The sequence below is a fragment of the Pseudoclavibacter terrae genome (assembly GCF_008831075.1).
GTDB lineage: Bacteria > Actinomycetota > Actinomycetes > Actinomycetales > Microbacteriaceae > Pseudoclavibacter > Pseudoclavibacter terrae.
On the sequence record NZ_WBJX01000006.1, the window covers coordinates 270028 to 295556 of the forward strand.

Sequence of the window (25529 nt, forward strand, 5' to 3'; positions counted from 1 at the left end):
GATGACCACGACGCCACGCACTGCGACGCTCTCGCGAGCGACGAGCGAGTCCTCCATCGAGCTGAGCCTGAACCTGGACGGCACCGGCACCGCCGACATCCAGACGTCCGTGCCGTTCTATGACCACATGCTCACGGCCTTCGCGAAGCACTCGCTCACCGACCTCACGGTCCGCGCCACCGGTGACACGGAGATCGATGTCCACCACACGGTGGAGGACACCGCGATCGTCCTCGGCCAGGCGATCCGGCAGGCCCTCGGCGACAAGTCCGGCATCGCCAGGTACGGCGACGCCCGGGTTCCTCTCGACGAGTCGCTGGCTGAGGCAGTCGTCGACATCTCAGGGCGGCCGTTCCTCGTGCACACGGGGGAGCCTGAGGCGTTCGTCTACCACCTCATCGGCGGTCACTTCACTGGCGCGATGGTGCGCCACGTCTTCGAGGCGATCACCTTCCACGCGGGTCTGACCGTGCACGTCGAACTCATCCGAGGGCGCGACCCCCACCACATCGCCGAGGCGGAGTTCAAGGCCTTCGCCAGAGCCTTCCGTGCTGCGAAGCGCCTCGACCCCGAGGTCGTCGGCATCCCCTCGACGAAGGGCGCCCTGTGACCGGGGTCGCTCGCCCGCGCGTCGTCGTCGCCGACTACGGGTCCGGCAACGTGCACTCGGCGGTCAAGGCGCTCGAGGCCGCGGGAGCCGACGTCGAGCTCACCGCCGACCGTGCTGCGGCCTACGACGCCGACGGCTACGTCGTTCCGGGCGTGGGCAGCTTCGCGCACGTCATGGAGGCTATCAACCGGCAGCGTATCGGCGAGATCGTCGGCAGGCGGCTCGCCGGCGGTCGCCCGGTCCTCGGTATCTGCGTCGGCATGCAGATCTTCTTCGATGGCGGCATCGAGGGCGGGGAGCGTGCCGAGGGCCTTGGCGAGTGGCCGGGGGAAGTGACCGAGCTCCACGCGGACGTGCTTCCGCACATGGGCTGGAACCTCGTCGAGCCGCCGACCGACTCCAAGCTCTTCGCGGGCATCGCCGACGAGCGCTTCTACTTCGTGCACTCGTACGCGGCGCACGAGCTGCCGCTCGAGCCTCATCCCAAGGCGCGCCCGGTGCTCGTCACGTACGCGGAGCACGGCGAGCGCTTCATCGCGGCCGTCGAGAACGGCCCGCTCTCGGCCACGCAGTTCCACCCCGAGAAGTCCGGCGAGGCTGGCGTCCGCCTGCTCCGCAACTGGATAGAGACGCTCCCGACGAGCGCCTAGGCCGCTCGGCTCGGCGCGCGGCGCGACCGCCTGCCGATACGCTATTGCCCGGACGGCCAGGGCCTGCCCTTCCGGCGTCGACGTCCAGGCGCCTCTGAACGAGAACAAGGAACCAACGCTCGTGAGCGAATTCAACACGTCACCGGAGCTCGTGCTCTTCCCCGCAATCGACCTCGCGGGTGGCAAGGCCGTCCGCCTGGTTCAGGGGGAAGCCGACTCGGCCACGAACTACGGCGACCCCGTCGATGCGGCTGAGGACTGGATCGAGCAGGGCGCCGAGTGGATCCACCTCGTCGACCTCGACGCCGCTTTCGGGCGCGGTGAGAACCGCGGCGTCATCAAGCGCGTCATCCGGGCCGCCAAGCACGTCAACGTCGAGCTCTCCGGCGGGATCCGCGACGACGAGTCCCTCGAGCGCGCGGTGGAAGCCGGTGCGAGCCGCATCAACCTCGGCACGGCGGCGCTGGAGAACCCGGAGTGGGCCGCCAGCGTCATCGCCCGCTATGGCGAGCTGATCGCCGTGGGCCTCGACGTGCGGGGCACGACGCTCGCGGCCCGTGGCTGGACGCGTGATGCCGGCGACCTCTGGACGGTGCTCGAGCGCCTCGAGGAAGCCGGTTGCGCTCGCTACGTCGTGACCGACGTGACCAAGGACGGCACGCTTCAGGGCCCGAACCTGCAGCTCCTGAGCGACATCCTCGACCGTACCGATCGACCTGTCGTCGCCTCCGGTGGCGTCTCGAGTCTCGATGACCTCGTCGCTCTTCGTGGGCTGGTCCCGCAGGGGCTCGAGGGCGCGATCATCGGCAAGGCCCTCTACTCCGGGGCCTTCACGCTGGTCGAAGCGCTCGACGTCTCGTCCTGAGTCGAGAGGCGCTGACCCATGCCGTCCCTGCCTGAGCACTTCCATCCGAGCGAAGCTGACTCGGCCGGCCAGAGCTGGTCGGGACGGAGCTTCAGCGATAGCCCCTTCCGTGACGACGACGGCACTGCTCCCGCGGCGTTCGTCGCTGCGATGCAGCGCTTTCGTGCCCGCGAGGCGGGACCCGACGCGGTGGTCGACGCTCTCCGCGAAGCGAGGGTGCTCATCCCTCTCGTCGCGAAGCTCGGTGAGGCTGGTGTCAACGAGCGAGGCTCCACCGTAGACAAGAGCGCCGATCTGTCGATCGTGACCGTCGCCGGCCCGGATGGCCGCACCGTGCTTCCCGTGTTCACCTCGGCCGAGGCGATGAAGCGGTGGAACCCGGCCGCCCGCCCGGTCCCCGCGCTCATGCAGCGTGCAGCGATCTCCGCTGCCGCCGAGGGCAGTGACCTGATCGTCGTCGATGCGACGAGCGACACAGAATTCGTCGTCCGTCGACCCGCGGTGTGGGCGATCGCGCAGGAGCGGGCGTGGCTCGCCCCGTGGGTCAACCCCGTGGTCGCCGATGAGCTCTCCCGGGTCATGGCCGAGCTGGCCGACGTGGCCGGCGTCGACCTGGTGCCGGGCGATCCGGAGGCCAGGCTGACGGGGCCGGAGCTGCGCGTGGTGCTCCATGTGGGGTCAGCGCTCGGCCGCGATGAGCTCGCAGATCTGTCGCGGCGGGCCAGTGAGCTGCTGCAGGAGAGCGAAGCGTTCCGCACAGCGGTCGATTCTCTCGGCATCTCCTTCTCCCGCGCCGCCAGTCCTCATCGACGGGAGGCCCAGGGCCCTGCGGGCCCCGATCCTAGACGCTCCTGGTGGCGTCGCAGAGGGGATTGACCGGGCTCAGCATGTCGGGCAAAGCTTGCCTGTAGGCTCACCGAGAAGTACTTAGATACTCTTATAGCTAGCCAACCGAACTACAGGGAGTGGTGCCGAGTGATTCGTGAGCCTCTGGCGAGCCCCCGTGGCCAGGGTTCGGGCTTCGAGCTCGCAGCGCAGCAACTGCTCGAGGTGCGACGGCGCATCGAGAAGTTCCTCGATGAGCGCGTCCAAGCGGCCAGCGTCATCGACGAAGGGCTCGCGACCCTCTGGCGCATCACGGCCAGAAGCGCGGAGGGCGGCAAGCTCTTCCGGCCGGCCCTGGTCGTGCAGAGCTACCTCGCCTACACGGGCGCGGAAGAGGTACCGGACGCGGTGATCGAGCTGGCGACGGCGACGGAGCTCCTCCATCTCGCGTTCCTGACGCACGACGACGTCATCGACAACGACACCATGCGACGTGGTGTCCGGAACCTGCTCGGCAGCGTCGAGGAGATCGTCGGCGGTTCGACGTTCGATGACGAACGCGGGAACCGACTCGGCCAGGCCGCCGCGATCCTGGTCGGTGACCTCCTGCTCTCGGAAGCGCACCTGCGCGTCGCGCGCATCGACCTGCCGCATGCTGTGCGCCTCCGCGTGCTCGATGCCATCGAGCGTGCGCTCTCGGTGTCGGTGGCCGGCGAGTTCAGCGATGTCAGCCTGTCGGTCCGGGCCGACCATCCTGCGCTCGCCGAGGTGCTGTCGATGAGCTCGAACAAGACGTCGGCCTACACCGTGCTGCTTCCGCTGGAGCTCGGCCTGATCGCGGCGGGTGGCGAGGAGCTCGTGGATGCGCGGCTCATCGCGCAGTTCTCCGACGCTGCTGGTCTGGCGTTCCAGCTGCAGGATGACCTCTTCGGCGTCTTCGGGGATCAGCACAAACTCGGGAAGGCGCCGTACTCGGATATTCGCGAGGGCAAGTTCACGGCCCTGATCGCGCTGGCGTGCGGGACCCCTGTCTGGAACGAGCTCGAGTCGCTGCTCGGCGACCCGCACCTCAGCGAGGTCGATGGGGCGAAAGCGCGCGACCTCATCGACGCGTCCGGTTCACGTGCGGCCGTCGAGCAGGAGCTCGCGGCGCAGTTCGCGAGGGCGAGCGCCGCGGCCCGTGCCGTGGGCGCCTCGGGCCACGAGGGCGACAGGAAGCTCGCGGAGATGATGGAGCGGCTGCTCATGCTGCTGGAGCGGCGCACCTCATGATCTCTCCGCTCGAGCAGTACACGCGCACGGCTGAGAAATCCGCCGCGGAGGTCATCTTCGCCTACTCGAGTTCCTTCGGCGCGGCCACGCGCCTCCTCGGGCGCCGCACGGTCAAGCCCGTGCGGAGCATCTATGCGCTCGTCCGCGTGGCCGACGAGATCGTCGACGGTGTCGGAGCGCTTGCCGGACTCTCGCTCGAGCAGCAGCACGCGGCGCTCGACGGACTCGAGGCGCAGACGCTGGAGGCGATCGAATCCGGTTTCAGCACCAACCTGGTCGTCCATGCGTTCGCGGTCACGGCGCGACGTTGCGGGTTCGGTGCCGAACTGGTCGTCCCCTTCTTCGCGTCGATGCGCATGGATCTGGAGCCGAAGTCCCTCGACGTGGAGGAGCAGCGTCGGTACGTCTACGGCTCTGCCGAAGTCGTCGGCCTGATGTGCGTCCGGGTGTTCCTCACGGGCGTCTCCCGCACGGACGAGGAACGCGAACGAATCGATGCGGCCGCGTGCGCGCTCGGCGCCGCCTTCCAGAACGTGAACTTCCTGCGCGACGTCGGCGATGACTCCGACCGGCTCGGCCGGGACTACCTCCCGGTGGAGGGTCTCGAGTCGGCGCCGCTCGACGAGCGCCGGAAGCTCATCTGGCTCGACCGCATCCGCACGGATATCGAGACGGCGGATGCGGGCATCCCGCTGCTTCCGCGAGACTGCAGGAGGGGCGTCGCGCTCGCGAGCGCCCTCTTCGCCGCGCTGGCTGACCGCATCGCGGCGACGCCGGCAGAGCAGCTGCGCACGACGCGAGTCAGGGTTCCCGGCGCCGAGAAGGCGCGTATCGCAGCACGAGTCCTTCTGGAGACACGATCATGAGCACTCGCGCAGTTGTCGTCGGCGCTGGAATGGCTGGGCTCGCCACGGCGATCCTCCTCGCGCGGGACGGTTTCGCCGTGACCGTGCTCGAGAAGAACGACAGGGTGGGAGGCCGAGCGGGTCTTCTCGAGGTCGATGGGTTCCGCTTCGACACCGGCCCGAGCTGGTACCTGATGCCGAGCGTCTTCGACCACTTCTTCGAGCTGGCAGGCACGAGCACCGAGCAGCAGCTCGACCTCCGGATGCTCGACCCCGGCTACCGGGTCTTCCCCGAGCCGACCGTCGCCGGCGCACCCAGCGAGCCCATTTCCATCCCGTACGGCCAGGACGCCGTGCGTGAGCTGGTCGCCGAGCTTGAGCCTGGCGCGCTCTCCGCGTTCGATGACTACCTCGAGACCGCCAGACGCGCGATGGACATGGCTGAGGACGTCTTCCTCTACAACACGTTCGCGAACCCGTTGTCGCTGGTCGGCGAGCGGGTCCGTCGCGAGCTGCCTGATCTCCTCACGTGGCTCACCACGCCGCTCGAGAAGTTCGTCGAGGCGTCCTTCACGCATCCGCTGCTCCGGCAGATCCTCGCGTATCAGGCCGTGTTCCTCGGAACCGATCCGCGCCGCGCGCCGGCGATCTACCACCTCATGAGCCGCATGGACCTCGTCGAGGGCGTGCAGTACCCGATGGGTGGCTTCACGGCGGTGGTGGATGCGCTGCACGGCCTCGCGGTCGAGGCCGGGGTCGAGTTCAGGCTGGAGGCCGAGGTGACGGGCATCGCCGTCTCGCACGGGTGGAGCCGTGGTGTGCACTGGCGGGACTCCGCGGGCGACCGGCACTTCGAGGACGTCGAGGTGGTCGTCTCGGCGGCCGACCTGCACCATACGGAGACGCAGCTCCTGCCGGAGCGCTCCCGCAGCTACCCGGAGCGGGTGTGGAAGAAGACCGACTCCGGGCCGGGCGCCGTGCTCGTCATGCTCGGTGTCGAGGGCGAGCTGCCGACGCTCCCGCACCATTCGCTGCTCCTCACGAAGGAGTGGGGCGAGAACTTCGACGCCATCTTCGGGCAGGGCGTCGCGCTCCCGGACCCGGTCTCCGTGTACGTGTGCAAGCCGAGCGCGACCGACCCCGACGTCGCGCCGGAGGGGCACGAGAACCTGTTCATGCTCATCCCGGTGAAGGGGGATCCCGCCATCGGCGGGGGAGGAGCGGACGGCAGGGGAGACGCCGAGGTGGAGCGCATCGCCGACCTCGCGATCGCCCAGCTCGCCGAGTGGACCGGGGCTGCCGATCTGGCCAGCCGCATCGTCGTTCGGAGCACGCTCGGGCCCGCGGACTTCGTGAACGACTACAACTCGTGGCGCGGCGGAATCCTCGGCCCGTCGCACGAGCTCGCCCAGTCGGCCATGCTCCGAGCGGGCAACGCTTCTCCCAAGGTCAAGGGGCTGTACTACGCGGGCGCGACGGTCAACCCCGGTGTCGGTGTGCCCATGTGCCTGATCAGCGCGGAGCTCGTCCTCAAGCATGTGCGCGGCGACCGCAGCGCCGGGCCCCTCGAGGTCGAGAGCCGGTGACGGTCGCCACCGTCCACCTCTGGGGAACCGGCAGCGCGAGCACCGGCCTCGGGTTGACGGCGAAGACGACGCTGCAGCTGCTCGGGCGCCGCAGGCCGGAGGGGCTGCGCTTCGCCCGCATCCTCGGCACGGCGAAGGGGACGAGCTTCTCGTCGCGAGACGCCGACCTCGGGCACTGGGCGCTGGTCGCGTCCTGGGAGTCGCGGGAGGCGGCTGACGCCTTCGACCGTGGGCCACTGGTCGCCGCCTGGGATGCGAGCGCGCGGGAGCGGGTCAGGGTTCGCATGCGCGCCATCCGCTCCGTCGGACTGTGGGGAGGCCGCGAGCCATTCGGTCCGGCGGTGGCTGAGGCGGACGAGGGGCAGCGGGTCGCCGTGATCACTCGGGCCCGCATCCGCCCTTCGGCTGCGCACCGCTTCTCCGGCACCGTGCCGCCGATCGCCGCCGAGCTCATGGAGGCGAGGTCGCGAGGCCTGCGGCTCGGATTCGGGATGGGCGAGCTGCCGGCCGGCCTGCTCGGCACCTTCACGCTGTGGGAGTCTGCGCCGGCGCTTCGGGAGTTCATCTCCGGTGCGCCGTCGCATCGCGCGGCGATGCTGGACAGCAGGGCTGGTGGGTGGTTCGCGGAAGAGCTCTTCGCCAGATTCGCAGTGGATGCGGTCGAAGGGTGGGCGGGCGAGACGGGATGAGCTCCGCGCGGCGAGACGGACCACGAGCCACGAGACCACACGACGAAGATCCAGAGCCACGACCGAGAGGAACGGACTCAAGATGACCGCCATCACACGACGACTCATGTGGGTGACCCTTGCCGCCGGCATGTTCGTGCAGAGCCTCTTCGCCTTCACCGGCGGCGGCACTGTGCCGCTGACGATCGCGAGCGTCGCACTCCTCGCCGCCACCGGGGTGCTGCACGCGTGGGCGACCAGAGGCCCCAAGTTCGCCTCCGTCCTCCTCGCTGCGGCCGCGATCGGCTTCTTCGCCGAGGTCGTGGGCGTCGCGACGAGCTTCCCGTTCGGGCAGTACATCTACACCCCGTCGTTGGGCTTCTCGCTGTTCGAGGTTCCCCTCATCGTGCCGCTCGCCTGGGTGACGATCGCCTACCCTGCGGTGATCATCGCGCGGCGTCTCGTCGGCACGGCTCCCGGGGTCCTCCGCCGCATCGCTCGCGTCGCGGTCGCCGCGTGGGCGCTGACCGCCTGGGATGTCTTCCTCGACCCGCAGATGGTCGACTCGGGGCACTGGGGCTGGAAGCACCCGGATCCCGGCATCCCTGGCGTCGACGGCATCCCGCTCACGAACTTCCTCGGCTGGTACCTCGTCTCCCTCATCATCTGCGGGCTCATCGATGCCGTGGCCGCGAGGTCGAAGCGGGTCGAGGGCGCACCGAGTGACGCGGTCCCGTTCACCGTCTACCTGTGGACCTACGCGACCTGCGTCCTCGGCAACCTGACCTTCTTCGAGCGCCCGAGTGTGGCTCTCGTCGGCGGCATCATCATGGGTGCCATCGCGGTGCCGCTGATCGTCGTGCTGCTGAGAGACTGGCGCGCGCGCAGGTCTGCCGGAGATCTGGCCACGGCCGGTGCGCGGGGTGCGGACTCGTCGCGATGAGCTCGATCGTGGTCATCGGCGCGGGCGTCGGCGGGCTCGCCTCGGCGGCGCGCCTCGCGTCGCTGGGGCACGACGTGACGGTGCTCGAGCAGTCCGACGTCATCGGCGGCAAGCTCGGCACCATCGAGCACGACGGCTTCCTCTTCGACACCGGGCCGTCGCTCGTGACGATGCCGTATGTCTTCGCCGAGCTGTTCGATCAGACGGGTGCGCCGCTCGAGTCCGTGCTCGAGCTCCGGCGCCTCGAGGTCGCGTGCAGGTACCGATTCGCGGACGGCACCGAGCTCGACATGCCCGGTCGCGTCGAGGAGATCCCCGGCGCGCTGGATGCGGCACTCGGGTCAGGAACCGGGCGGCAGTGGTCGAGCTTCCTCGAGCGCTCCAGGAGCGTTTGGGACATCGCCCGTGGGCCGTTCCTCGAGTCGCCCATCACCGCGGCAGGCATCGCGATGCTCGCCGCGAATCCGCGGTCGCTCGCGAAGGTCGCCCCGTGGCGGAGCCTCCGTGGCTTCGGCGAGCAGGACCTCGCCGACCCGCGCCTGCGTGCCCTGCTCGACCGCTACGCGACCTACACCGGCTCGGACCCGCGGCGCGCGCCATCGGCGCTCGCGACCGTCCCGTACGCGGAGCAGGCGTACGGGTCCTGGTACGTGCCTGGCGGTCTCTGGCGCCTGGGTGCGGCCATCGCCGATCGGGCCCGCGAGTGCGGCGCGCGCATCCGCACCGGCGTGGATGTGACCCGCATCCTGCAGGACGGTGCGCGGGTGTCGGGCGTCGAGACGGCGGACGGCGAGCGCATCACCGCCGACGTCGTCGTCTCGAACGCGGATGCGGAGACGGTCTACGGGAAGCTGCTGCGGAGCGAGGGTGCCCGGCGGGCGGCGAGAAGCCACGCGAAGCTCGATCCGTCGCTTTCCGGATTCGTCCTGCTGCTCGCGCTCGACGGGCTGGACGATGCCGCCTTCGAGCACGGCGGGGCCACGCACCACCGTGTGCTCTTCGCCGAGGACTACGACGCAGAGTTCGACTCGATCTTCGGCGTCGGGGGGCAGGCGCAGTGGGGGCCGAAGCCCGTCGAGCGGCCGACGATCTACATCGCCGCACCCGATGATCCGGCGATCGTTCCCGGTCCGGGCAGCGGTGCCTGGTTCGTGCTCGTCAACGCGCCTCGTCACGACCCCGAGCACGGCGTCGACTGGAACGAGCCCGGTCTCGCCGAGCGGTATGCGGCGTCGCTCCTCGACCTCATGGCCGAACGCGGCGTGGACGTGCGCGACCACGTTCGGTGGATGCGCATCCGCACGCCCGCCGACATCGAGCGGGATACGCGCTCACCTGGGGGGTCGATCTACGGCACCGCGTCGAACGGGGCGAAGGCGTCGTTCCTGCGGCCCGCGAACCGCCAGCCGGTCGAGGGGCTCTACCTGGTCGGGGGATCATCGCACCCCGGCGGCGGTCTGCCGCTCGTGACCCTCTCCGCGGCCATCGTGGCGGAGATGATCGGCCCGGCCGAGCGGCGAGGCTCGACCGCTCCCTGAGCCGCCTACCCGCCGCGATATGCGGCAATCTGGCAGGCGGCTGCGAACGACTCCTAGCCGTAGACGGGGCCCGTGAGGTCCTCGCCCGGCCCCTTGCCGACGGCGTCGGGGTGATCCGACGCTTCGCGGAATGCGAGCTGCAGCGAGCGAAGGCCGTCGCGGAGCGGTCGCGCGTGGTGGTCTCCGAGGTAGGGGAGGCTCGCGGTGAGGAGGCCTGCAAGCGCCGAGATGAGCTTGCGGGCCTCGTCGAGGTCGAGCTCGTCCTCACCGCTCTCCTCGTCGAGTCCGCACGCGACAGCTGCGGCGCTCATGAGGTGGACTGCAGTGGTCGTGATGAGCTCCACCGCGGGCACTTCGCCGATGTCGCGACGCAGGTCGCCGTACTCGGGATCGCTGGCGGAGGGGTTTTCGAGTGAGGCGTCGGTCACGCTGGTCCTTTGTGCGAAGTTCTGGTAATGTAGCGATCGGTTTCTGCTGTGCAGAGACCGCGAAAGAGGATTCGTCCCACCCGCGCAAACCGCTCTACGTAGGTTACCGGGTTGCTCCACTCCCTTCCTCAGCTCGGCCTCACGGCTGGACGGGAAGAGGTCACAGAGCCTGCAGGACGTGCACGAGATGCACGACCTACGGACTCCATGACGTCGGGTGGAAACACACTGCGAGCGCAGTGGTGTTGGTGTGACGCCTCCTTTCCACATTCAGTGAAGTCAGGAGCCTTCCATCAGCGAACCACGTACCAATGACCGCATCCGTGCCAGTGAAGTCCGCCTTGTCGGCCCGGGCGGTGAGCAGGTCGGAGTAGTCAAGCTCGAGATGGCCCTGCGCCTCGCGCAGGAGTCTGAGCTCGACCTCGTCGAGGTCGCCCCTAACTCGAAGCCACCCGTCGCCAAGATCATGGATTACGGGAAGTTCAAGTACGAGGCCGCCCAGAAGGCCAAAGAAGCCCGCCGCAACCAGGCCAACACGGTCCTGAAAGAGGTCCGCTTCCGCCTGAAGATCGACGCACACGACTACGAGACCAAGCGCAAGCGCGCTATCGGCTTCCTCGAAGACGGCGACAAGGTCAAGGCCATGATCCAGTTCCGCGGTCGCGAGCAGTCGCGCCCGGAGATGGGCGTGCGTCTTCTTCAGCGTTTCGCTGAAGAGGTCTCGGAGTACGGCACCGTCGAGTCCAACCCCATGATCGATGGCCGCAACATGGTCATGATCATCGGCCCGTTCCGGAACAAGTCCGACGTGAAGGCCGATGCCTCCGCAAAGCGGAACGCAGCTCGCGAGGCGTCGCGGGCGGCCAAGCACGGGCAGCCGTCACCAGACGAAGCTGCACAACCAGCTGTAAATGAAGCTGCGACAGAGTCTGCAGCAGAGTCTGCACCAACAGAGGAGAAGTAATGCCGAAGCAGAAGACCCACTCGGGCGCCAAGAAGCGCTTCAAGGTCACCGGAAGCGGCAAGATCATGAAGCAGCAGGCTGGCCTCCGCCACAACCTCGAGGTCAAGTCCCCCGGTCGCAAGGCTCGCCTGAACCAGGACCAGCTCCTGTCCCCGGCAGACGCCAAGGTCGCCAAGAAGCTGCTCGGCCACTAAGCCGCCCCGCACACGAACTTACTGAGGAGAATCAACACACATGGCACGTGTAAAGCGGGCGGTTAACGCCCAGAAGAAGCGTCGCGTCATCCTTGAGCGCGCATCCGGCTACCGCGGACAGCGTTCGCGCCTGTACCGGAAGGCCAAGGAGCAGGTCATCCACTCGATGGTCTACTCGTACCGCGACCGTCGCGCCAAGAAGGGCGAGTTCCGTCGCCTCTGGATCCAGCGCATCAACGCCGGGTCCCGCGCGAACGGCCTCACGTACAACCGCTTCATCCAGGGCCTCGGCCTTGCCGGCATCGAGGTCGACCGCCGTATCCTCGCCGAGCTCGCCGTGAACGAGCCTGCGACGTTCGCGGGTCTCGTCGAGGCCGCCAAGCAGGCCCTCCCGGCCGACACGTCGGCCCCGCGCGCAGCAGCGTAGCGACCTCCGCGGCCCGACTCGATATGCAGTCAGTGGCCGTCTGAACATGCGGCCGAGAGTCCAGCTCTCGGCCGCATTTTCTTTTGCCTCGAGCTCCGCAGCCGCCCGCATCGGGACGGTGCCGCACCCGCATGAGGTCGGCCCCCTGAACCACCACTCCAGCCAAGCAGCGCCCCGTGCGCAGGAAGAAGTCGACACCATGATCGAGAGTCCGCGGAACGCGCGAGTCAAGGAAGTCAGGAAGCTCTCGCAGAAGTCCGAGCGCCAGGAGACTGGCCTGTTCGTCATCGAGGGCCCGCAGGCCGTCCGTGAGGCGCTCGTCTCGCGTCCCGAGCTCATCGAGGAGCTGTTCGTCACTCCCACGGCGCTCGAACGCCACTCCGAGCTGCGTGGCCTTGCAGAGGAGGCGCAGCTCGAGGTCGACTTCGCGAGCGAGGAAGCCATCGACGCGATGGCGGACACCCGCACGCCGCAGGGCGTCATCGCGGTCTGCCGACAGTTCCCCGCCTCCATCCGCGATGCGCTGAGCGGTTCGCCGAAGCTCGTCGCCATCCTCGAGGAGGTGCGTGACCCGGGCAACCTGGGCACGATCATCCGGGCAGCCGATGCTGCGGGTGCTGACGCCGTGATCCTCACGGGTCGCACGGTCGACCTCTACAACTCGAAGGTCGTCCGCTCGAGCACCGGTTCGATCTTCCACCTCCCGATCGCTGTCGAGGTGACGCTCGACGTCGCGACCTCGCGCGCTCGTGACGCGGGGCTGCGCGTCGTGGCCGCCGACATCGACGGTTCCGACCTGCTCTCCGCGCGCGAGTCCGGCGAGCTGGCGCAGCCGACCGCGTGGCTGTTCGGCAACGAGGCCCGCGGCCTCGACGCTGAGCAGCTCGCGTACGCCGACGCGACGATGAGCGTGCCGATCTACGGTCAGGCGGAGTCGATGAACCTCGCGACCGCCGCATCCGTGTGCCTGTACGAGAGCGCCTTCGCGCAGCGCGCGTAGCGCCCGCGAGCCGCAGCAACGAAACGCTCCCCGCGGGCAGGACCGAGAATCTCGGTACCTGCCGGCGGGGAGCGTTTCGTCGCTGGTGGCGTCTACACGCGATCGCCGTCGTCGCGCTTGCGGAGATCGCTCTGCCGCTGCGCTTCGGCCAGATCGTGCTTGGCTTTCTGCCGCTCGTCCTCTTCGAGTTCGAGGACGTCCGACTGCTGGACCAGGATGAGCTCCGTGTCGGTCACGTTGCCCGCGTTGGTGAGCGGCTCCGGCGCCGCACCCGCGATGACCTTCGGGTTCTGCGAGATGCGCTTCTGCACGATGGTCGCGAGCCACGAGAGCAGCACGCAGGTTGCGATGTAGATGGCACCGATCACGATCGTCACCGGGATGTACGGGCGGCCGTAGTCTGCCTGGCCGCCGATGAGCTTCGCCATGTAGAGGAGCTCGTTGTAGGTGATGATCGAGCCGAGGGCCGTGTCCTTGAGCGTCACGACCAGCTGCGCGATGATGACGGGCAGCATCGCGCGGATGGCCTGCGGGAGCAGGATGATCTGCATGACGCCGCTCTTGCGGAGGCCGATGGCGTAGCCGGCTTCAGCCTGTCCGCTCGGCAGCGACTGGACGCCGCTTCGGATGACCTCGGAGAGCACTGAGCCGTTGTACGCGATGAGCGCGATGACGACGGCCCAGAACGGCTCCATCTTGATGCCGATGGCGGGCAGGCCGTAGTACATGAGCATCATGAGGATGAGGACGGGGATCGCGCGGAGCCCCTCGACGACAACCGTGAACGGGATGCGGACCCACGCGTGGTCCGACAGGCGGCCGATGGCGAGGACGAATCCGAGCGCCAGCGCGCCGACGGCCGCGACCAGGAAGGCGCTGAGCGTGGCCCAGAGCGCCTGCGCGATCTGCGTCCAGATGGCCGCGTAGCCGAAGATCTGCCACTTGCTGGCGCTCAGGTTGCCCGTCGCACCGAGGCGGTAGATCAGGAACGCCACGAGGCCGACGATGACGACGACCGTGATGATCCCGAGGAGCTTGTTGCGGGCGAGCGCGCGAGGTCCCGGGACGTCGTAGAGAACAGAGGTCTGGCTCATCGGGCAACCTTCCAGTGGCGTTCGAGCGCGTTCTGCACCCACGAGAGCAGGAGCACGAGGACGATGAAGACGATGGCGACCCAGATGAGCACCTCCATCGCGTTCTCACCCCGCTCGCTCATGTTGGCGCGGATGATGCCGAGGTTGACGGCCGAGAACCCAGCAGCGACGGTGGTGTTCTTCAGCAGTGCGATGAGGACGCTCATCATGGGCGGGACCACGGCACGTGCTGCCTGGGGGAGCACGATGAGGGTCATGACCTGCCCGAAGGGAAGGCCGATGGCCCGTGCGGCCTCTGCCTGTCCGACAGGGACGGTGTTGATGCCGCTTCGGAGCACCTCGGCGACGTACGTGGCGGTGTAGACGCCCAGCGCGAGGACGCCGAGGAGCAGGTAGTCGGTGCGGCCCATCGGGATGAGGACGGGCACCGCGAAGACGAAGATGAAGAACACCAGGGTGAGCGGGGTGTTGCGCACGATGTTGACGTAGGCGGCGCCGACGGCCCGCGCGATCGGGACCGGCGAGACCCGCATGGCACCCACGATGAAGCCGAGGACGAGCGCGAGGAGCGCGCCCCCGAAGAAGAGGATGAGCGTCCCGACAAGGGCCTCACTCCACAGGTCGAGGTGGTTCGTGAAGATATCGAACACGCTCGCCTTCCTTTCTGAGACAGGGCGCGAGGCGCCCTAGGTGCGAACGAGCGGCGGCGAGAGTGAGTCTCGCCGCCGCTCGCCTGTGGGATTAGTAGCGGTCGACCGCTGGCTGCGAGACCGTGGTTCCGGAGGAGCCGAGGTTGTAGTCGAAGATCGACTGCCACATGTCGCCACCCTCTTCGAGGGTCGTGTTGAAGTGGTCGCGGAGCGCGTCGTCGCCCTTGGCGAGGCCGATGCCGTAGAGCTCTTCGCTGAAGGGCTCGCCGACGACCTTGAGCTGCTCCGGGTCCTGAGCCGCGTAGCCGATGAGGATGGCCTCGTCGGTCGTCACTGCGTCGACCTGGCCGTTGAGGAGCTGGTCAACACACTGCGAGTAGGTGTCGAACTCGGTAGTCGTGACCTCCGGGTAGTTGTCCTTGATGTTCTGGATCGGAGTGGAACCCGTGGCCGAGCAGACCGTGACGCCGGCGACGAGGTCGTCGACACCGGTGATCTCGGAGTCGGCGCCGACGAGGAGGCCCTGGCCGGTCTCGAAGTACGGACCGGCGAAGTCGATCTGGTCCTTGCGCTTGTCGGTGATCGAGTACGTGCCGACGTAGTAGTCGATGTCGCCGTTGGAGATCGCCTGCTCGCGGTTGGCGGAGGCGATCGGCTTGAACTCGATGTTCTCCTCGGAGACGCCGAGCGATGCCGCCATCCAGCGGGCGACGTCGACGTCGAAGCCGGTGCGCTCACCGGTGACCGCGTCGAGGTAGCCGAGGTTCGGCTGGTCTTCCTTGACGCCGACGACGACCTTGTCGCCGCGTGCCTTGATGGCGTCGAACGTGGGCGAGCCCTCGATCGCGACGTCGGTCGCGACCTCGAAGACGGGTGCTTCACCGGTCGTGGTGCCTTCGCCGCCGCCTGCAGCGGGCGGGGCGCCCTCGGCGCAGCCGGTCAGTACGAGCGAGGCCAGGATGCCTGCGCCGAGAATGGCGCTGAGCTTGGTCTTTCGCATTTCTTCTCCTTCTGTTGGAAGTCTGTCTGGTCCTGCGGGACGGTCGGGGCGCGGTCCGCGCCTGCCGTCAGTGGGTGATGAGCTTGGAGAGGAAGTCCTTGGCCCGGTCGGTCTTCGGGTGCGTGAAGAAGTCCTCTGGCGCCTGGTCCTCGAGGATCTGGCCGTCGGCCATGAACACGACCCGGTCGGCCGCCTTGCGCGCGAAGCCCATCTCGTGCGTCACGACGATCATCGTCATGCCCTCCTTGGCGAGATCGACCATGACATCGAGGACCTCGTTGATCATCTCCGGGTCGAGGGCGCTCGTGGGCTCGTCGAAGAGCATGACCTTCGGCTTCATGGCCAGTGCACGGGCGATCGCGACACGCTGCTGCTGGCCACCCGAGAGCTGGGCTGGGAACTTCGCCGCCTGGTGGCCGATGCCGACGCGGTCGAGAAGCGCCTTTGCCTCTTTTTCGGCGTCAGCCCTCGAGAGCTTGCGGACCTTGATGGGGCCGAGAGCCACGTTCTCGAGGATGGTCTTGTGGGCGAAGAGGTTGAAGGACTGGAAGACCATTCCGACGTCGGCGCGGAGCGCGGCGAGTGCCTTCCCTTCTTTGGGCAGCACCTTCCCGTCGATCCTGATTTCCCCCGAGGTGATCGTCTCGAGTCGATTGATCGTGCGGCACAGGGTCGACTTGCCGGAACCGGAAGGTCCGATGACGACGACGACCTGACCGCGCTCGACGTTGAGATTGATGTCCTTCAGGGCGTGGAATTCACCGTAGTGCTTCTCGACGTGATCGACGACGACGAGGGGCTCGCTCTGATTTTGCATGGAGCGATTCCACCACAGCGTCAGACTGCGCGGTTGCCTATTTCTCGCTTTCGCAACGAGATGGTTACCTGATTGGTGCACGCCGGCCACAATTTCGGTGCTCATGGATACACCGCGACCCTGGAAGATCGCCGGATTCATGGGGATCTCGGCCACGCGCCGAGATGAAGCGCCGTTCTCCTGCCGACCCCGACAGAGCCCGTCTCACAGCGTGAGAAATAGTCTTCCGCGGTTCTGGAGCCGTTGTCCACGCGGTTCGCTAAACTCGACCCTTGTGTCTGACGCCTCATCGAACCCCATCACGCAGGAAGCCGTCGGCTCCGCGGTCGACGCGGCGCTCGCCGCCATCGCCGCGGCGCCTGACCTGACCGCCCTCAAGCGCGTGCGCGCCGAGCACTTGGCGGAGGGATCGGCGATCGCGTCGCTGAACGCCGCCATGCGCTCCGTCCCCAAGGAGAGCAAGAAGGAGGCCGGCCAGCTCATCGGGCAGGCGCGCACCCGCGTCAACGAGTCCTTCGCCGAACGCGAAGCGGAGCTGGCTCGCGCCGAGGCCGCCGCGCGTCTCGCCGCAGAGACCGTCGATGTCACGCTCGCGCGACCCGCTCGCGGGATCGGAGCGCGGCATCCGCTGACCGTGCTGCAGGACCGGGTAAGCGACATCTTCGTCGGCATGGGCTGGGAGATCGCGGAAGGGCCGGAGCTCGAGAGCGAGTGGTTCAACTTCGACTCGCTCAACTTCGACGCAGACCACCCCGCGCGAGCCATGCAGGACACGTTCTTCGTCGAGCCCGCGGACCGGCACCTCGTGATGCGCACGCACACGTCACCCGTCCAGATGCGGTCGTTGATCGAGCGCGGCGTGCCGCTCTACGTCCTCGCGCCGGGCCGCACGTACCGCACCGACGAGCTCGATGCGACGCACACGCCGGTCTTCACCCAGTTCGAGGGCATCGCGATCGACAAGGGCCTCACGATGGCGCACCTCCGCGGCACGCTCGAGCACTTCGCGACGTCCATGTTCGGCGACGAGGCCCGCATCCGCCTGCGCAACAACTACTTCCCCTTCACGGAGCCCAGTGCCGAGATGGACATCTGGCACCCCGGCGCGAAGGGTGGCCCGCGCTGGATCGAGTGGGGCGGATGCGGCATGGTGCACCCCAACGTGCTGCTGGCGGCCGGCGTCGACCCCGAGGAGTACCAGGGCTTCGCGTTCGGCATGGGTGTCGAGCGCACCCTCATGTTCCGCAACGCGCTCACCGACATGCGAGACATGGTCGAGGGCGACGTTCGCTTCAGCACTCAGTTCGGAATGGTGATCTAGTCATGCGTGCCCCACTCTCCTGGCTCCGCGAGTACGCGGAGATTCCTGCCTCGGTGTCCCCGGCGTCCGTGCTCGACGCCTTCGTCCGCGTCGGCCTCGAAGACGAAGCCGTGCACGGCACGCAGCTGCAGGGACCGATCGTCGTGGGCGAGGTCCTCTCTGCTGAGCCCGAGCCGCAGTCGAACGGGAAGACCATCAACTGGTGCCAGGTGCGTGTTGCGCCTGAGGGCCAGCTGGCCGCCGACGGCGGCGCGGATGTGCGCGGCATCGTCTGCGGCGCGCACAACTTCGGCGTCGGCGACTCAGTGGTCGTGACGCTTCCCGGCGCGGTCCTTCCCGGCGATTTCGCCATCGCGGCCCGGAAGACGTATGGGCACGTGTCCGACGGCATGATCGCGTCCCAGCGTGAGCTCGGCATGGGCGACGACCACGAGGGCATCATCGTGCTGTCGCGGCTCGGCGTCAGCGCGACCCCTGGCACCGATGCCATCGAGCTGCTCGGCCTCACCGAGCAGGCCGTCGAGGTCAACGTCACCCCCGATCGCGGCTACGCGATGTCGATCCGCGGTCTCGTGCGGGAGTACTCGAATGCGACCGGCGCCGCCTTCAGTGATCCGGCGCTGCGGCCGCAGCTCGAGGCGATCCTGGCCGAAGCCATCGCCTCGGATGCTCAGGATGTGCGCGTGCCGGTCACCGTCGACGACGACGCCTCAGTGCGGGACCAGCCGATGGCCCCCGTGTTCGTCGGTGTCATCGTCGAGGGCATCGATGCGACGAGGCCGACGCCGACCTGGATGGCCCAGCGACTCCGCCTCGCGGGCATCCGTCCGCTCGGCATCGCCATCGACATCACCAACTACGTCATGCTCGAACTGGGGCAGCCCATCCACGGCTACGACCTGGACAAGCTGCGCGGCGGCATCCGGGTGCGGCGTGCCGCTGAGGGGGAGCAGCTCACGACCCTCGACGGCAAGGAGCGCACGCTCAGCGCCGAGGACATCCTCATCACCGACGACCGGGGACCCATCGGCCTCGCCGGGGTCATGGGTGGCGAGGAGACCGAGCTCAGCACCGAGACTCGCAATGTCTTCATCGAGGCCGCATCGTTCTCACCGATCTCCATCGCGCGCACGGCGCGCAGGCACAAGCTGCCGAGCGAGGCCTCGCGCCGCTTCGAGCGCCGCGTCGATCCCCGGGTCGCGCAGCCGGCCGCGGCACGCGTCGCAGAGCTGCTGGTCGAGCACGCTGGCGGACACGTGGTGCGTGCGGGAAGCGTCCACGAGCAGATCCCCACCCCGGAGTCGCTGATCCTCCCGGTTGATGCCGCCGCTCGCATCATGGGCGTCGACTACTCGCTCGACGAGACGATCGGTGCGCTGCGTGCCGTGGGCTGCGAGGTCTGGGAGGAAGCGGAGGGGCTCCTCGGGGTCACCGTTCCAAGCTGGCGCGGCGACCTCACCGAGCCGGTCACGCTTGTGGAGGAGATCGGGCGCCTGTGCGACTTCGAGCGCATCCCGTCTCGCCTCCCCGTCGCCCCTCCCGGGCGTGGGCTGACCCGCGAGCAGCGCCTGCGTCGCGCCGCGGCGGATGTGCTGGCGGCGTCCGGCGCCGTCGAGGTGCAGAGCTACCCGTTCGTCGCCGAGGCGGACACGGTCACGTTCGGCCGACCGGATGCCGGCGACGTGGCGGCGGTCAAGCTCGCCAACCCGCTCGACCCGCGCGCGGCGTGGCTCCGGACGAGCCTCCTGCCCGGACTTCTCACCATCGCGCACCGAAACGTGTCCCGTGGCCTCACGGACCTGACCATCTTCGAGACGGGTACCGTCTTCAAGCCGGAGTCCGGCGTCGTGTACGGCGTCGACGAGGTGCCATCGGTCGCCGTGCGACCGACACCCGAGCGCATCGCGGAGCTCGAGGCCGGTCTGCCGCCGCAGCCGCGGCATGCCGCGGGCATCGTGCTCGGACAGCGCGAGCCCAAGCGCCCTGGCCACGCACCGACCGCCGCGTCCTGGGAAGACGCACTCGAGCTGGTCGCGCAGCTCGGCCTCGCGACCGGCGCCGACATCCAGGTGAGGCAGGGGACACACCGCGCCTTCCACCCGGGCCGCTGCGCGGAGCTGTTCATGAGCTTCGGCAGCGACGAGATCGTCGTCGGCTTCGCGGGCGAGGTGCACCCAGACATCGCTGAGGGGGCCGACCTGCCCCGCGTCGTCGCCGCGTTCGAGGTCGACCTCGACGCGGTCATCGACCTGGCGCGGCGCGAGGTGCTGCCGGAGCCCATCTCCACCTTCCCGGCAGCCACTCAGGACCTGAGCCTCGTCGTGGACGCGACCGTTCCCGCCGCCGACGTGTCGGCGGCTGTGACCGAAGGTGCCGGTGCGCTGCTCGAACAGCTCACCATCGTCGACGATTACCGCGGCGCGGGACTCGAGGACGGTCAGAAGAGCCTGACGTTCGCGCTTCGCTTCCGTGCGACCGACCGGACGCTGACGGCCGCCGAGGCGAGCGAAGCCAAGGAGTCGGGCGCGACGCTGGCGGCGGAGCGCTTCGGCGCGACCATGCGCGCCTGACGGTCGCACGAACTCCGAAGCACGGACTCGAAACAGAAGTCGCCCGGCCCCATCGGGGCCGGGCGATGCTGTTCCACCGGCAGCAGCGCTGCCTGCGGAGGGAATCAGTGCTCGCGGGCGACCGAAGCCTCTTTCAGACTCGCCTCGAGGGCGACCCAGGAGAGCATGGCGCACTTGACGCGCATGACGAACTTCGAGACACCCTGGAACGCCACCGCGTCCTCGAGGAGATCCTCGTCCGGCTCCGAGCCGTCTCGGGTCCGGAGCATGAGTCGGAACGCGGCGACGAGCTCCTCGATCTCGGCGGTGGTCTTGCCGACGGCGAGCTCGCTCAGCACAGACGCGGAAGCCATCGAGATGCTGCATCCGTCGCCCTGCCAAGCGAGCTCCGAGAGACCGGTCCCCGCCTCATCGAGCTTGACGCGCACGGTGATCTCGTCACCGCAGCTGGGGTTGCGTTCGAAGTGCTCAGCCTCGGCGTCCGGCAGGGGCCCATCGCCTGACCGCTTCTTCGAGTGCTCGAGGATGAGCTGCTGATAGAGGCCGTCGAGCGCGCTCACGCGTCGACTCCGAACCAGCCGCGGATCTGCCCGACCGCGAAGACGAACCGGTCGATCTCCTCCCGGGTCGTGTAGAGGTAGCTGCTCGCGCGTGTGGACGCCGTGAGCCCGAGCCTTCGGTGCAGGGGCTGCGCGCAGTGGTGGCCACCACGAACCGCGACGCCCTTCGAGTCGAGGAACTGGGTCACGTCATGTGAATGGACGCCCTCGACCGCGAAGCTGACGAGGCCGGCACGTGGCACGCCGGCTGGTTCGCCGATGATGCGCACGCCCGGGATGCCGGAGAGGCCCGCGAGGAGGAGCTGGCCCATCTCGGCCTCGTGAGCCGCGACCGCATCCATGCCGACCGACTCGAGGTAGCGCACGGCCTCGGCGAGCGCGACGACCTGGGAGACCGGCTGCGTGCCGGCCTCGAAGCGGGTGGGGGGAGCCATGAAGTCGCTGGCCTCCATGGTGACGGTCGAGATCATCGACCCGCCCGTGCGGGCGGGAGGCAGCGCGTCGAGCATCTCGGCGCGCCCGTACAGCACACCGACGCCGTTGGGTCCGAGCATCTTGTGCCCGGAGAACGCGGCGAAGTCGACGCCGATCGCGGGGAAGTTCACCGGCAGGTGCGGTACCGACTGGCAGGCGTCGAGGACGACGACTGCACCCGCATCGTGCGCGAGCTCGGTCAGGCGCTTCGCATCCGCGACCAGCCCGGTCACATTGGAGACGTGCGCGAATGCGAAGACCTTGGTCCGCGAGGAGATGAGGGCGGCCGCATCCTCGACGCTCCAGGTCCCGCGATCGTTGACCGGCACGTAGACGAGTGTCGCGCCGGTGTCCAGCGCCAGCTCCTGCCACGGCACGAGGTTGGCGTGGTGCTCGGCCTCGGTGATGAGGATCTCGTCGCCCTCGCCGATCGCGAGACGTGCTGCCCGTGGTCCGCCGCGGCCCGCGCTCGCGATGCGGATCCCGCCGGTCACGAGGTTGATGGCGTCGGTCGCGTTCAGTGTCCAGGAGATCTGCTCCGGGGCGGCACCGACGAAGGCGGCGACCGTCTCGCGGGCATCTTCGAAGGCGACCGTCGAGAGGGCCGCCAGCGTGTGAGCCCCGCGATGGACGGCCGCGTTCTCGTTCTCGAGGAAGCGGCGCTCGACCTCGAGGACCTGGGTCGGCCGCTGTGCGGTGGCGCCGGAGTCGAGGTACACGAGCGGCTCGCCGTTCACCTCCTGGTCGAGGATCGGGAAGTCTCGTCGCAGCTGGTTCACCCGTGTGTCGCTCAGCGCCTGGACCGCGCTCGGTGTCCCGTCAGCGCTCCCGGTCGGAGTTGCGTCTTCGGTGTTCAGTGTCACGTCGTCCTCTCATCGGCATCGCGCCGCCGACGCGTGAACGTCGACGCCTCAGCCTGTCAAGCCTACGAGTGCAACGTGCGCGGCGCTGTCGACATTCCCGCAGGAGACGCCCCAGGAGGGGCCCGTGGCCCCGCCCGACCGTGGGTGGGGGTCGCACGGCCTAGGATGAACGGCATGGCTTTCTCCGTTGCAGTAGCTGGGGCGAGCGGGTACGCAGGTGGCGAACTCCTGCGCATTCTCGCCTCGCACCCCGAACTCGAGGTCCGCACCGTCACCGCGCACGCGAACGCGGGTGAGCGGCTGCTGCGCGTGCATCCGCACCTCGCGAGCTACGCCGATCTGGTGCTCGAGCCGACGACGGCTGACGTGCTCCGAGGGCACGACGTCGTGTTCCTGGCGCTGCCGCACGGGGCATCCGGGGCGATCTCCGCGGAGCTGGGGGAGGAGACGCTGGTCATCGACTGCGGAGCCGACCACCGTCTGGAGCGCGAGGAAGACTGGGCCGAGTACTACGGCGGAGACTTCTTCGGCACGTGGGCCTACGGCCTGCCCGAGCTGGAGCTCTCCGGGGCCGAGACCAAGCAGCGGACGAACCTCGAGCGCATCTCTCGAATCGCGGTCCCGGGCTGCAACGTCACGGCGATCACGCTCGCGCTCGCACCTGCGCTCCACCGCGGCCTCGTGCAGCCGGCCGACCTCACCGCCGTCCTCGCCGTCGGTCCCTCCGGGGCCGGCAAGAAAGCGGCCGTCTCGCTCCTCGGTTCCGAGCTCATGGGCTCGGCAAACCCGTACGCCGTGACGGGCGGGCACAGGCACAACCCCGAGGTCAGGCAGAACCTCCGCCGCGCAGGCGGGGCCGACGTCACGCTCGCGTTCACTCCGGTCCTGGTGCCCATGGCCCGCGGCATCCTCGCCACGACGACGGCGCGCCTCTCCGATGGCGTGGATGCGGCCCAGTTGCGCGCAGCGTATGAGGAGTCGTATGGAGCCGAGCGCTTCGTGCAGCTCCTCCCCGACGGGGAATGGCCGCGGACCGGTGACGTGACCGGCTCGAACCGCGCATCCATCGGCATCGGCGTCGACGAGCGAGCGGGCAGGCTTGTCGCGGTCGCCGCGATCGACAACCTCGGCAAGGGCACCGCGGGCGCCGCGGTGCAGTCAGCGAACATCGCCCTGGGACTCGAGGAGTCGCTGGGCCTTCCCCTGGACGGAGTGGCACCGTGAGCGTGACCGCAGCAGCAGGCTTCCGCGCGGCAGGTGTCGCCGCTGGCATCAAGTCAGAGGGGCGACGCGACGTCGCCCTCGTCGTCAACGACGGCCCGAGCGCGGCCTGCGCGGCGGTCTTCACGAGCAACCGCTGCAAGGCCAACCCCATCCTGTGGTCGCAGGAGGCCATCAGGGGCGGTTCCATCTCCGCCATCGTCCTGAACTCCGGCGGCGCGAACTGCTACACCGGCTCCTTCGGATTCCAGACCACGCACCAGACCGCCGAGGCCGTGGCCGCGAAGCTCGGAATCGGCGCAGGCGACGTGCTGGTGTGCTCGACCGGGCTCATCGGCGTCGGCGACCAGAGCTTCCGCGACGGCGTCCTGCGCGGCGTCGAGCTCACGGCAGAGTCGCTCTCCGACACGGCAGAAGCGGGCGATGAGGCGTCGCTCGCCATCATGACCACCGACTCGAAGCCTAAGCGCTCTGTGCGCGAGGGCGAGGGGTACGTCGTCGGAGCCATGGCGAAGGGCGCCGGCATGCTCGCGCCCGGGCTCGCGACCATGCTCGTCGTCATCACGACCGACGCCGACCTCGAGTCCGCGGCACTCGACCGAGCGTTGCGGGCGGCGACGCGGGTGACCTTCGACCGTGTCGACTCGGACGGCTGCATGTCGACCAACGACCAGGTCACGCTCATGGCTTCCGGCGCGAGCGGGGTGACGCCAGATGAGGCCGCCTTCACGACGGTGCTCACCGACGTGTGCGCCGACCTCGCACGTCAGCTGCAGCAGGATGCCGAGGGCGCGAGCCACGACGTGACCATCACGACGATCGGCGCTGCGACCGAGGAGGACGCGCTCGACGCGTCACGGGCCGTCGCTCGCTCGAACCTTTTCAAGGCGGCCATCTTCGGCAACGACCCGAACTGGGGTCGTGTGCTCGCGGCGGTCGGCACGACGGACGCGGAGTTCGACCCGCAGGCGCTGGACGTCACGATCAACGGCGTCATGGTCTGCCGCGCTGGCACACCCCACGAGTCTGCAGAGCTCGTCGACCTCACCCCGCGCGATACGAGCGTCCTCATCGACCTGCATGCGGGCGTCAGCGAGGCGACGATCCTCACCAACGACCTGACGCACGACTACGTGCACGAGAACAGCGCGTACTCGTCCTGACTGCCGACGCGAGTCGCTGTGAGGAGCCGCAGCCGCCGAGCGGATGCCCGACCAGCCCGACGGTTTCTGACCGGCCCGAAAGGGGCAACATGACCACTCCTGACCTGTACGAGAAGGCGACCTCCAAGGTCGAGACGCTCATCGAGGCGCTGCCCTGGATGCAGGAGTTCTCGGGTCGTGTCCTCGTGATCAAGTTCGGTGGAAACGCCATGGTCGACACCGAGCTGTTCGAGGCGTTCGCGTCTGACATCGCCTTCCTGCGCTACGCCGGCATCAAGCCCGTGATCGTGCATGGCGGCGGCCCGCATATCTCTCGCATGCTTGGCAAGCTTCGCATCGAGAGTGAGTTCAAGGACGGCTACCGCGTCACCAGTGAGGAGGCCATGGAGGTCGTTCGCATGGTGCTCGGGGGCCAGGTGGCGCGTGAGCTCGTGGCGGCGATCAACGAGCGCGCGCCGATCGCGGTGGCGACGAGCGGAGAAGATGCCGGCCTGTTCCAGGCGAGGCGGAAGAAGCTCCTCATCGATGGCGAGACCGTCGACCTCGGCCTCGTCGGTGAGATCGAGAGCGTCGACCCCACGGTGGTCAAGGCTGATATCGCGGCTGGCCGCATCCCTGTCGTCTCGTCGATCGCGAGCGACATCGATACGCCCAGAAAGGCGCTCAACATCAACGCGGACCGAGCTGCGTCGGCGCTCGCGCAGGCGTTGGGAGCGGCCAAGCTCATCATGCTCACCGATGTCGCGGGCCTGTACCGGGATTGGCCGGACGTCGACTCGCTCATCTCCGAGATCAAGCTCGAAGAGCTGCGCGCCGTGCTTCCGACGCTCTCGGCCGGCATGATCCCGAAGGTGCAGGCGTGCATCGAGGCCGTCGAGGGCGGCGTCGACCAGGCGGCGATCATCGATGGCCGGGTGCCGCATTCGATGCTGCTCGAGATCTTCACCACTGAGGGCTTCGGCACCAAGGTCTCCGCCTGAT

The 25529-nt window shown here is 68.5% G+C and carries 26 protein-coding genes; 19 read left to right on the plus strand and 7 right to left on the minus strand.

Annotated features, from left to right (window positions below; genetic code table 11):
- Position 1 precedes the first annotated feature (1 nt).
- The 10 genes from hisB to F8O03_RS16555 all read left to right on the plus strand — a co-directional run bounded on the left by hisB (position 2) and on the right by F8O03_RS16555 (position 9802).
- Positions 2 to 610: an imidazoleglycerol-phosphate dehydratase HisB gene (hisB, locus tag F8O03_RS16510; protein WP_151424821.1), complete on the plus strand. Its 609-nt coding sequence runs from the start codon at positions 2 to 4 to the stop codon at positions 608 to 610.
- The gene (gene hisH / locus F8O03_RS16515; protein WP_151424822.1) at positions 607 to 1260 is read left to right on the plus strand and encodes an imidazole glycerol phosphate synthase subunit HisH; all 654 of its coding nucleotides are present in this window, start codon (positions 607 to 609) and stop codon (positions 1258 to 1260) included. The genes hisB and hisH overlap by 4 nt, the downstream gene beginning before the upstream one ends.
- Positions 1261 to 1381: 121 nt before the next feature.
- The gene (priA, locus tag F8O03_RS16520) at positions 1382 to 2125 is read left to right on the plus strand and encodes a bifunctional 1-(5-phosphoribosyl)-5-((5-phosphoribosylamino)methylideneamino)imidazole-4-carboxamide isomerase/phosphoribosylanthranilate isomerase PriA (protein ID WP_104286150.1); all 744 of its coding nucleotides are present in this window, start codon (positions 1382 to 1384) and stop codon (positions 2123 to 2125) included.
- A gap of 18 nt (positions 2126 to 2143) precedes the next feature.
- The gene (locus F8O03_RS16525) at positions 2144 to 3001 is read left to right on the plus strand and encodes an SseB family protein (RefSeq protein WP_151424823.1); all 858 of its coding nucleotides are present in this window, start codon (positions 2144 to 2146) and stop codon (positions 2999 to 3001) included.
- A gap of 99 nt (positions 3002 to 3100) precedes the next feature.
- The gene (locus tag F8O03_RS16530) at positions 3101 to 4222 is read left to right on the plus strand and encodes a polyprenyl synthetase family protein (protein ID WP_167516619.1); all 1122 of its coding nucleotides are present in this window, start codon (positions 3101 to 3103) and stop codon (positions 4220 to 4222) included.
- Positions 4219 to 5088, plus strand: coding sequence for a phytoene/squalene synthase family protein (locus F8O03_RS16535; RefSeq protein WP_151424825.1), 870 nt, complete (start codon positions 4219 to 4221; stop codon positions 5086 to 5088). Before F8O03_RS16530 ends, F8O03_RS16535 begins: the two co-directional genes overlap by 4 nt.
- The gene (gene crtI, locus F8O03_RS16540) at positions 5085 to 6653 is read left to right on the plus strand and encodes a phytoene desaturase family protein (protein WP_151424826.1); all 1569 of its coding nucleotides are present in this window, start codon (positions 5085 to 5087) and stop codon (positions 6651 to 6653) included. The genes F8O03_RS16535 and crtI overlap by 4 nt, the downstream gene beginning before the upstream one ends.
- Complete coding sequence (locus F8O03_RS16545) at positions 6650 to 7342, plus strand: monooxygenase (protein WP_151424827.1); 693 nt, start codon at positions 6650 to 6652, stop codon at positions 7340 to 7342. Before crtI ends, F8O03_RS16545 begins: the two co-directional genes overlap by 4 nt.
- Positions 7343 to 7424: 82 nt before the next feature.
- Complete coding sequence (locus tag F8O03_RS16550; protein WP_208851889.1) at positions 7425 to 8264, plus strand: carotenoid biosynthesis protein; 840 nt, start codon at positions 7425 to 7427, stop codon at positions 8262 to 8264.
- Positions 8261 to 9802, plus strand: a complete 1542-nt coding sequence (locus F8O03_RS16555) for a phytoene desaturase family protein (RefSeq protein ID WP_151424828.1) — start codon at positions 8261 to 8263, stop codon at positions 9800 to 9802. Before F8O03_RS16550 ends, F8O03_RS16555 begins: the two co-directional genes overlap by 4 nt.
- A 53-nt stretch (positions 9803 to 9855) precedes the next feature.
- Here F8O03_RS16555 and F8O03_RS16560 read toward each other — a convergent pair whose 3' ends face one another.
- On the minus strand, positions 9856 to 10230 hold the full coding sequence (locus F8O03_RS16560) for a DUF1844 domain-containing protein (protein WP_151424829.1): 375 nt from the start codon (positions 10228 to 10230) through the stop codon (positions 9856 to 9858).
- Positions 10231 to 10522: 292 nt separating this feature from the next.
- Between F8O03_RS16560 and infC the strand changes: the two genes are divergently transcribed.
- The 4 genes from infC to F8O03_RS16580 all read left to right on the plus strand — a co-directional run bounded on the left by infC (position 10523) and on the right by F8O03_RS16580 (position 12815).
- The gene (gene infC, locus F8O03_RS16565) at positions 10523 to 11194 is read left to right on the plus strand and encodes a translation initiation factor IF-3 (protein ID WP_104253000.1); all 672 of its coding nucleotides are present in this window, start codon (positions 10523 to 10525) and stop codon (positions 11192 to 11194) included.
- Complete coding sequence (gene rpmI, locus F8O03_RS16570; RefSeq protein WP_068481113.1) at positions 11194 to 11388, plus strand: 50S ribosomal protein L35; 195 nt, start codon at positions 11194 to 11196, stop codon at positions 11386 to 11388. The genes infC and rpmI overlap by 1 nt, the downstream gene beginning before the upstream one ends.
- 40 nt (positions 11389 to 11428) lie before the next feature.
- Entirely contained in the window at positions 11429 to 11815 is a 387-nt protein-coding gene (rplT, locus tag F8O03_RS16575) for a 50S ribosomal protein L20 (protein WP_104252999.1), read from the plus strand.
- 199 nt (positions 11816 to 12014) lie between these two features.
- Complete coding sequence (locus F8O03_RS16580) at positions 12015 to 12815, plus strand: TrmH family RNA methyltransferase (protein ID WP_151424830.1); 801 nt, start codon at positions 12015 to 12017, stop codon at positions 12813 to 12815.
- A 92-nt stretch (positions 12816 to 12907) separates the two neighbouring features.
- Here F8O03_RS16580 and F8O03_RS16585 read toward each other — a convergent pair whose 3' ends face one another.
- The 4 genes from F8O03_RS16585 to F8O03_RS16600 all read right to left on the minus strand — a co-directional run bounded on the left by F8O03_RS16585 (position 12908) and on the right by F8O03_RS16600 (position 16376).
- Positions 12908 to 13909, minus strand: coding sequence for an amino acid ABC transporter permease (locus tag F8O03_RS16585; RefSeq protein ID WP_151424831.1), 1002 nt, complete (start codon positions 13907 to 13909; stop codon positions 12908 to 12910).
- A complete protein-coding gene (locus F8O03_RS16590) occupies positions 13906 to 14559 on the minus strand; it encodes an amino acid ABC transporter permease (protein ID WP_151424832.1) in 654 nt (217 codons plus the stop codon). Before F8O03_RS16590 ends, F8O03_RS16585 begins: the two co-directional genes overlap by 4 nt.
- A gap of 91 nt (positions 14560 to 14650) precedes the next feature.
- Complete coding sequence (locus tag F8O03_RS16595) at positions 14651 to 15559, minus strand: glutamate ABC transporter substrate-binding protein (RefSeq protein ID WP_151424833.1); 909 nt, start codon at positions 15557 to 15559, stop codon at positions 14651 to 14653.
- Positions 15560 to 15626: 67 nt separating this feature from the next.
- Positions 15627 to 16376 carry an amino acid ABC transporter ATP-binding protein gene (locus F8O03_RS16600; protein WP_104252994.1) on the minus strand — a complete coding sequence of 250 codons (750 nt, stop codon included), beginning with the start codon at positions 16374 to 16376 and terminating at the stop codon, positions 15627 to 15629.
- 274 nt (positions 16377 to 16650) lie between these two features.
- Here F8O03_RS16600 and pheS point away from each other — a divergent pair, with 274 nt between their 5' ends.
- Together pheS and pheT are read left to right on the plus strand one after the other, a co-directional pair.
- Positions 16651 to 17697: a phenylalanine--tRNA ligase subunit alpha gene (gene pheS / locus F8O03_RS16605; protein WP_151424834.1), complete on the plus strand. Its 1047-nt coding sequence runs from the start codon at positions 16651 to 16653 to the stop codon at positions 17695 to 17697.
- A gap of 2 nt (positions 17698 to 17699) precedes the next feature.
- The gene (gene pheT, locus F8O03_RS16610; protein ID WP_151424835.1) at positions 17700 to 20267 is read left to right on the plus strand and encodes a phenylalanine--tRNA ligase subunit beta; all 2568 of its coding nucleotides are present in this window, start codon (positions 17700 to 17702) and stop codon (positions 20265 to 20267) included.
- A 104-nt stretch (positions 20268 to 20371) separates the two neighbouring features.
- On the opposite strand, the gene sufU is transcribed toward pheT, so the two are convergent.
- Together sufU and F8O03_RS16620 are read right to left on the minus strand one after the other, a co-directional pair.
- Positions 20372 to 20827, minus strand: coding sequence for a Fe-S cluster assembly sulfur transfer protein SufU (gene sufU / locus F8O03_RS16615; protein WP_104252991.1), 456 nt, complete (start codon positions 20825 to 20827; stop codon positions 20372 to 20374).
- Positions 20824 to 22095 (minus strand): SufS family cysteine desulfurase, encoded by a 1272-nt coding sequence (locus tag F8O03_RS16620; RefSeq protein ID WP_151424868.1) that lies wholly within the window; start codon positions 22093 to 22095, stop codon positions 20824 to 20826. Before F8O03_RS16620 ends, sufU begins: the two co-directional genes overlap by 4 nt.
- Positions 22096 to 22338: 243 nt before the next feature.
- On the opposite strand from F8O03_RS16620, the gene argC reads away from it, so the two are divergent.
- From argC to argB, 3 genes are all read left to right on the plus strand, one after another.
- Positions 22339 to 23388: an N-acetyl-gamma-glutamyl-phosphate reductase gene (gene argC / locus F8O03_RS16625; protein WP_151424836.1), complete on the plus strand. Its 1050-nt coding sequence runs from the start codon at positions 22339 to 22341 to the stop codon at positions 23386 to 23388.
- Positions 23385 to 24548: a bifunctional glutamate N-acetyltransferase/amino-acid acetyltransferase ArgJ gene (gene argJ / locus F8O03_RS16630; protein WP_151424837.1), complete on the plus strand. Its 1164-nt coding sequence runs from the start codon at positions 23385 to 23387 to the stop codon at positions 24546 to 24548. Before argC ends, argJ begins: the two co-directional genes overlap by 4 nt.
- Positions 24549 to 24637: 89 nt before the next feature.
- The gene (gene argB, locus F8O03_RS16635) at positions 24638 to 25528 is read left to right on the plus strand and encodes an acetylglutamate kinase (protein ID WP_104252988.1); all 891 of its coding nucleotides are present in this window, start codon (positions 24638 to 24640) and stop codon (positions 25526 to 25528) included.
- Position 25529 lies beyond the last annotated feature (1 nt).

What these genes read in the sequence shown, in the direction of transcription:
- hisB (WP_151424821.1), top strand. Translation starts at nt 2, where the DNA reads ATGACCACGACGCCACGCACTGCGACGCTCTCGCGAGCGACGAGCGAG.
- F8O03_RS16525 (WP_151424823.1), top strand. Translation starts at nt 2,144, where the DNA reads ATGCCGTCCCTGCCTGAGCACTTCCATCCGAGCGAAGCTGACTCGGCC.
- F8O03_RS16535 (WP_151424825.1), top strand. Translation starts at nt 4,219, where the DNA reads ATGATCTCTCCGCTCGAGCAGTACACGCGCACGGCTGAGAAATCCGCC.
- crtI (WP_151424826.1), top strand. Translation starts at nt 5,085, where the DNA reads ATGAGCACTCGCGCAGTTGTCGTCGGCGCTGGAATGGCTGGGCTCGCC.
- F8O03_RS16550 (WP_208851889.1), top strand. Translation starts at nt 7,425, where the DNA reads ATGACCGCCATCACACGACGACTCATGTGGGTGACCCTTGCCGCCGGC.
- F8O03_RS16555 (WP_151424828.1), top strand. Translation starts at nt 8,261, where the DNA reads ATGAGCTCGATCGTGGTCATCGGCGCGGGCGTCGGCGGGCTCGCCTCG.
- rpmI (WP_068481113.1), top strand. Translation starts at nt 11,194, where the DNA reads ATGCCGAAGCAGAAGACCCACTCGGGCGCCAAGAAGCGCTTCAAGGTC.
- rplT (WP_104252999.1), top strand. Translation starts at nt 11,429, where the DNA reads ATGGCACGTGTAAAGCGGGCGGTTAACGCCCAGAAGAAGCGTCGCGTC.
- F8O03_RS16580 (WP_151424830.1), top strand. Translation starts at nt 12,015, where the DNA reads ATGATCGAGAGTCCGCGGAACGCGCGAGTCAAGGAAGTCAGGAAGCTC.
- F8O03_RS16585 (WP_151424831.1), bottom strand. Translation starts at nt 13,909, where the DNA reads ATGAGCCAGACCTCTGTTCTCTACGACGTCCCGGGACCTCGCGCGCTC.
- F8O03_RS16595 (WP_151424833.1), bottom strand. Translation starts at nt 15,559, where the DNA reads ATGCGAAAGACCAAGCTCAGCGCCATTCTCGGCGCAGGCATCCTGGCC.
- F8O03_RS16600 (WP_104252994.1), bottom strand. Translation starts at nt 16,376, where the DNA reads ATGCAAAATCAGAGCGAGCCCCTCGTCGTCGTCGATCACGTCGAGAAG.
- pheT (WP_151424835.1), top strand. Translation starts at nt 17,700, where the DNA reads ATGCGTGCCCCACTCTCCTGGCTCCGCGAGTACGCGGAGATTCCTGCC.
- argC (WP_151424836.1), top strand. Translation starts at nt 22,339, where the DNA reads ATGGCTTTCTCCGTTGCAGTAGCTGGGGCGAGCGGGTACGCAGGTGGC.
- argB (WP_104252988.1), top strand. Translation starts at nt 24,638, where the DNA reads ATGACCACTCCTGACCTGTACGAGAAGGCGACCTCCAAGGTCGAGACG.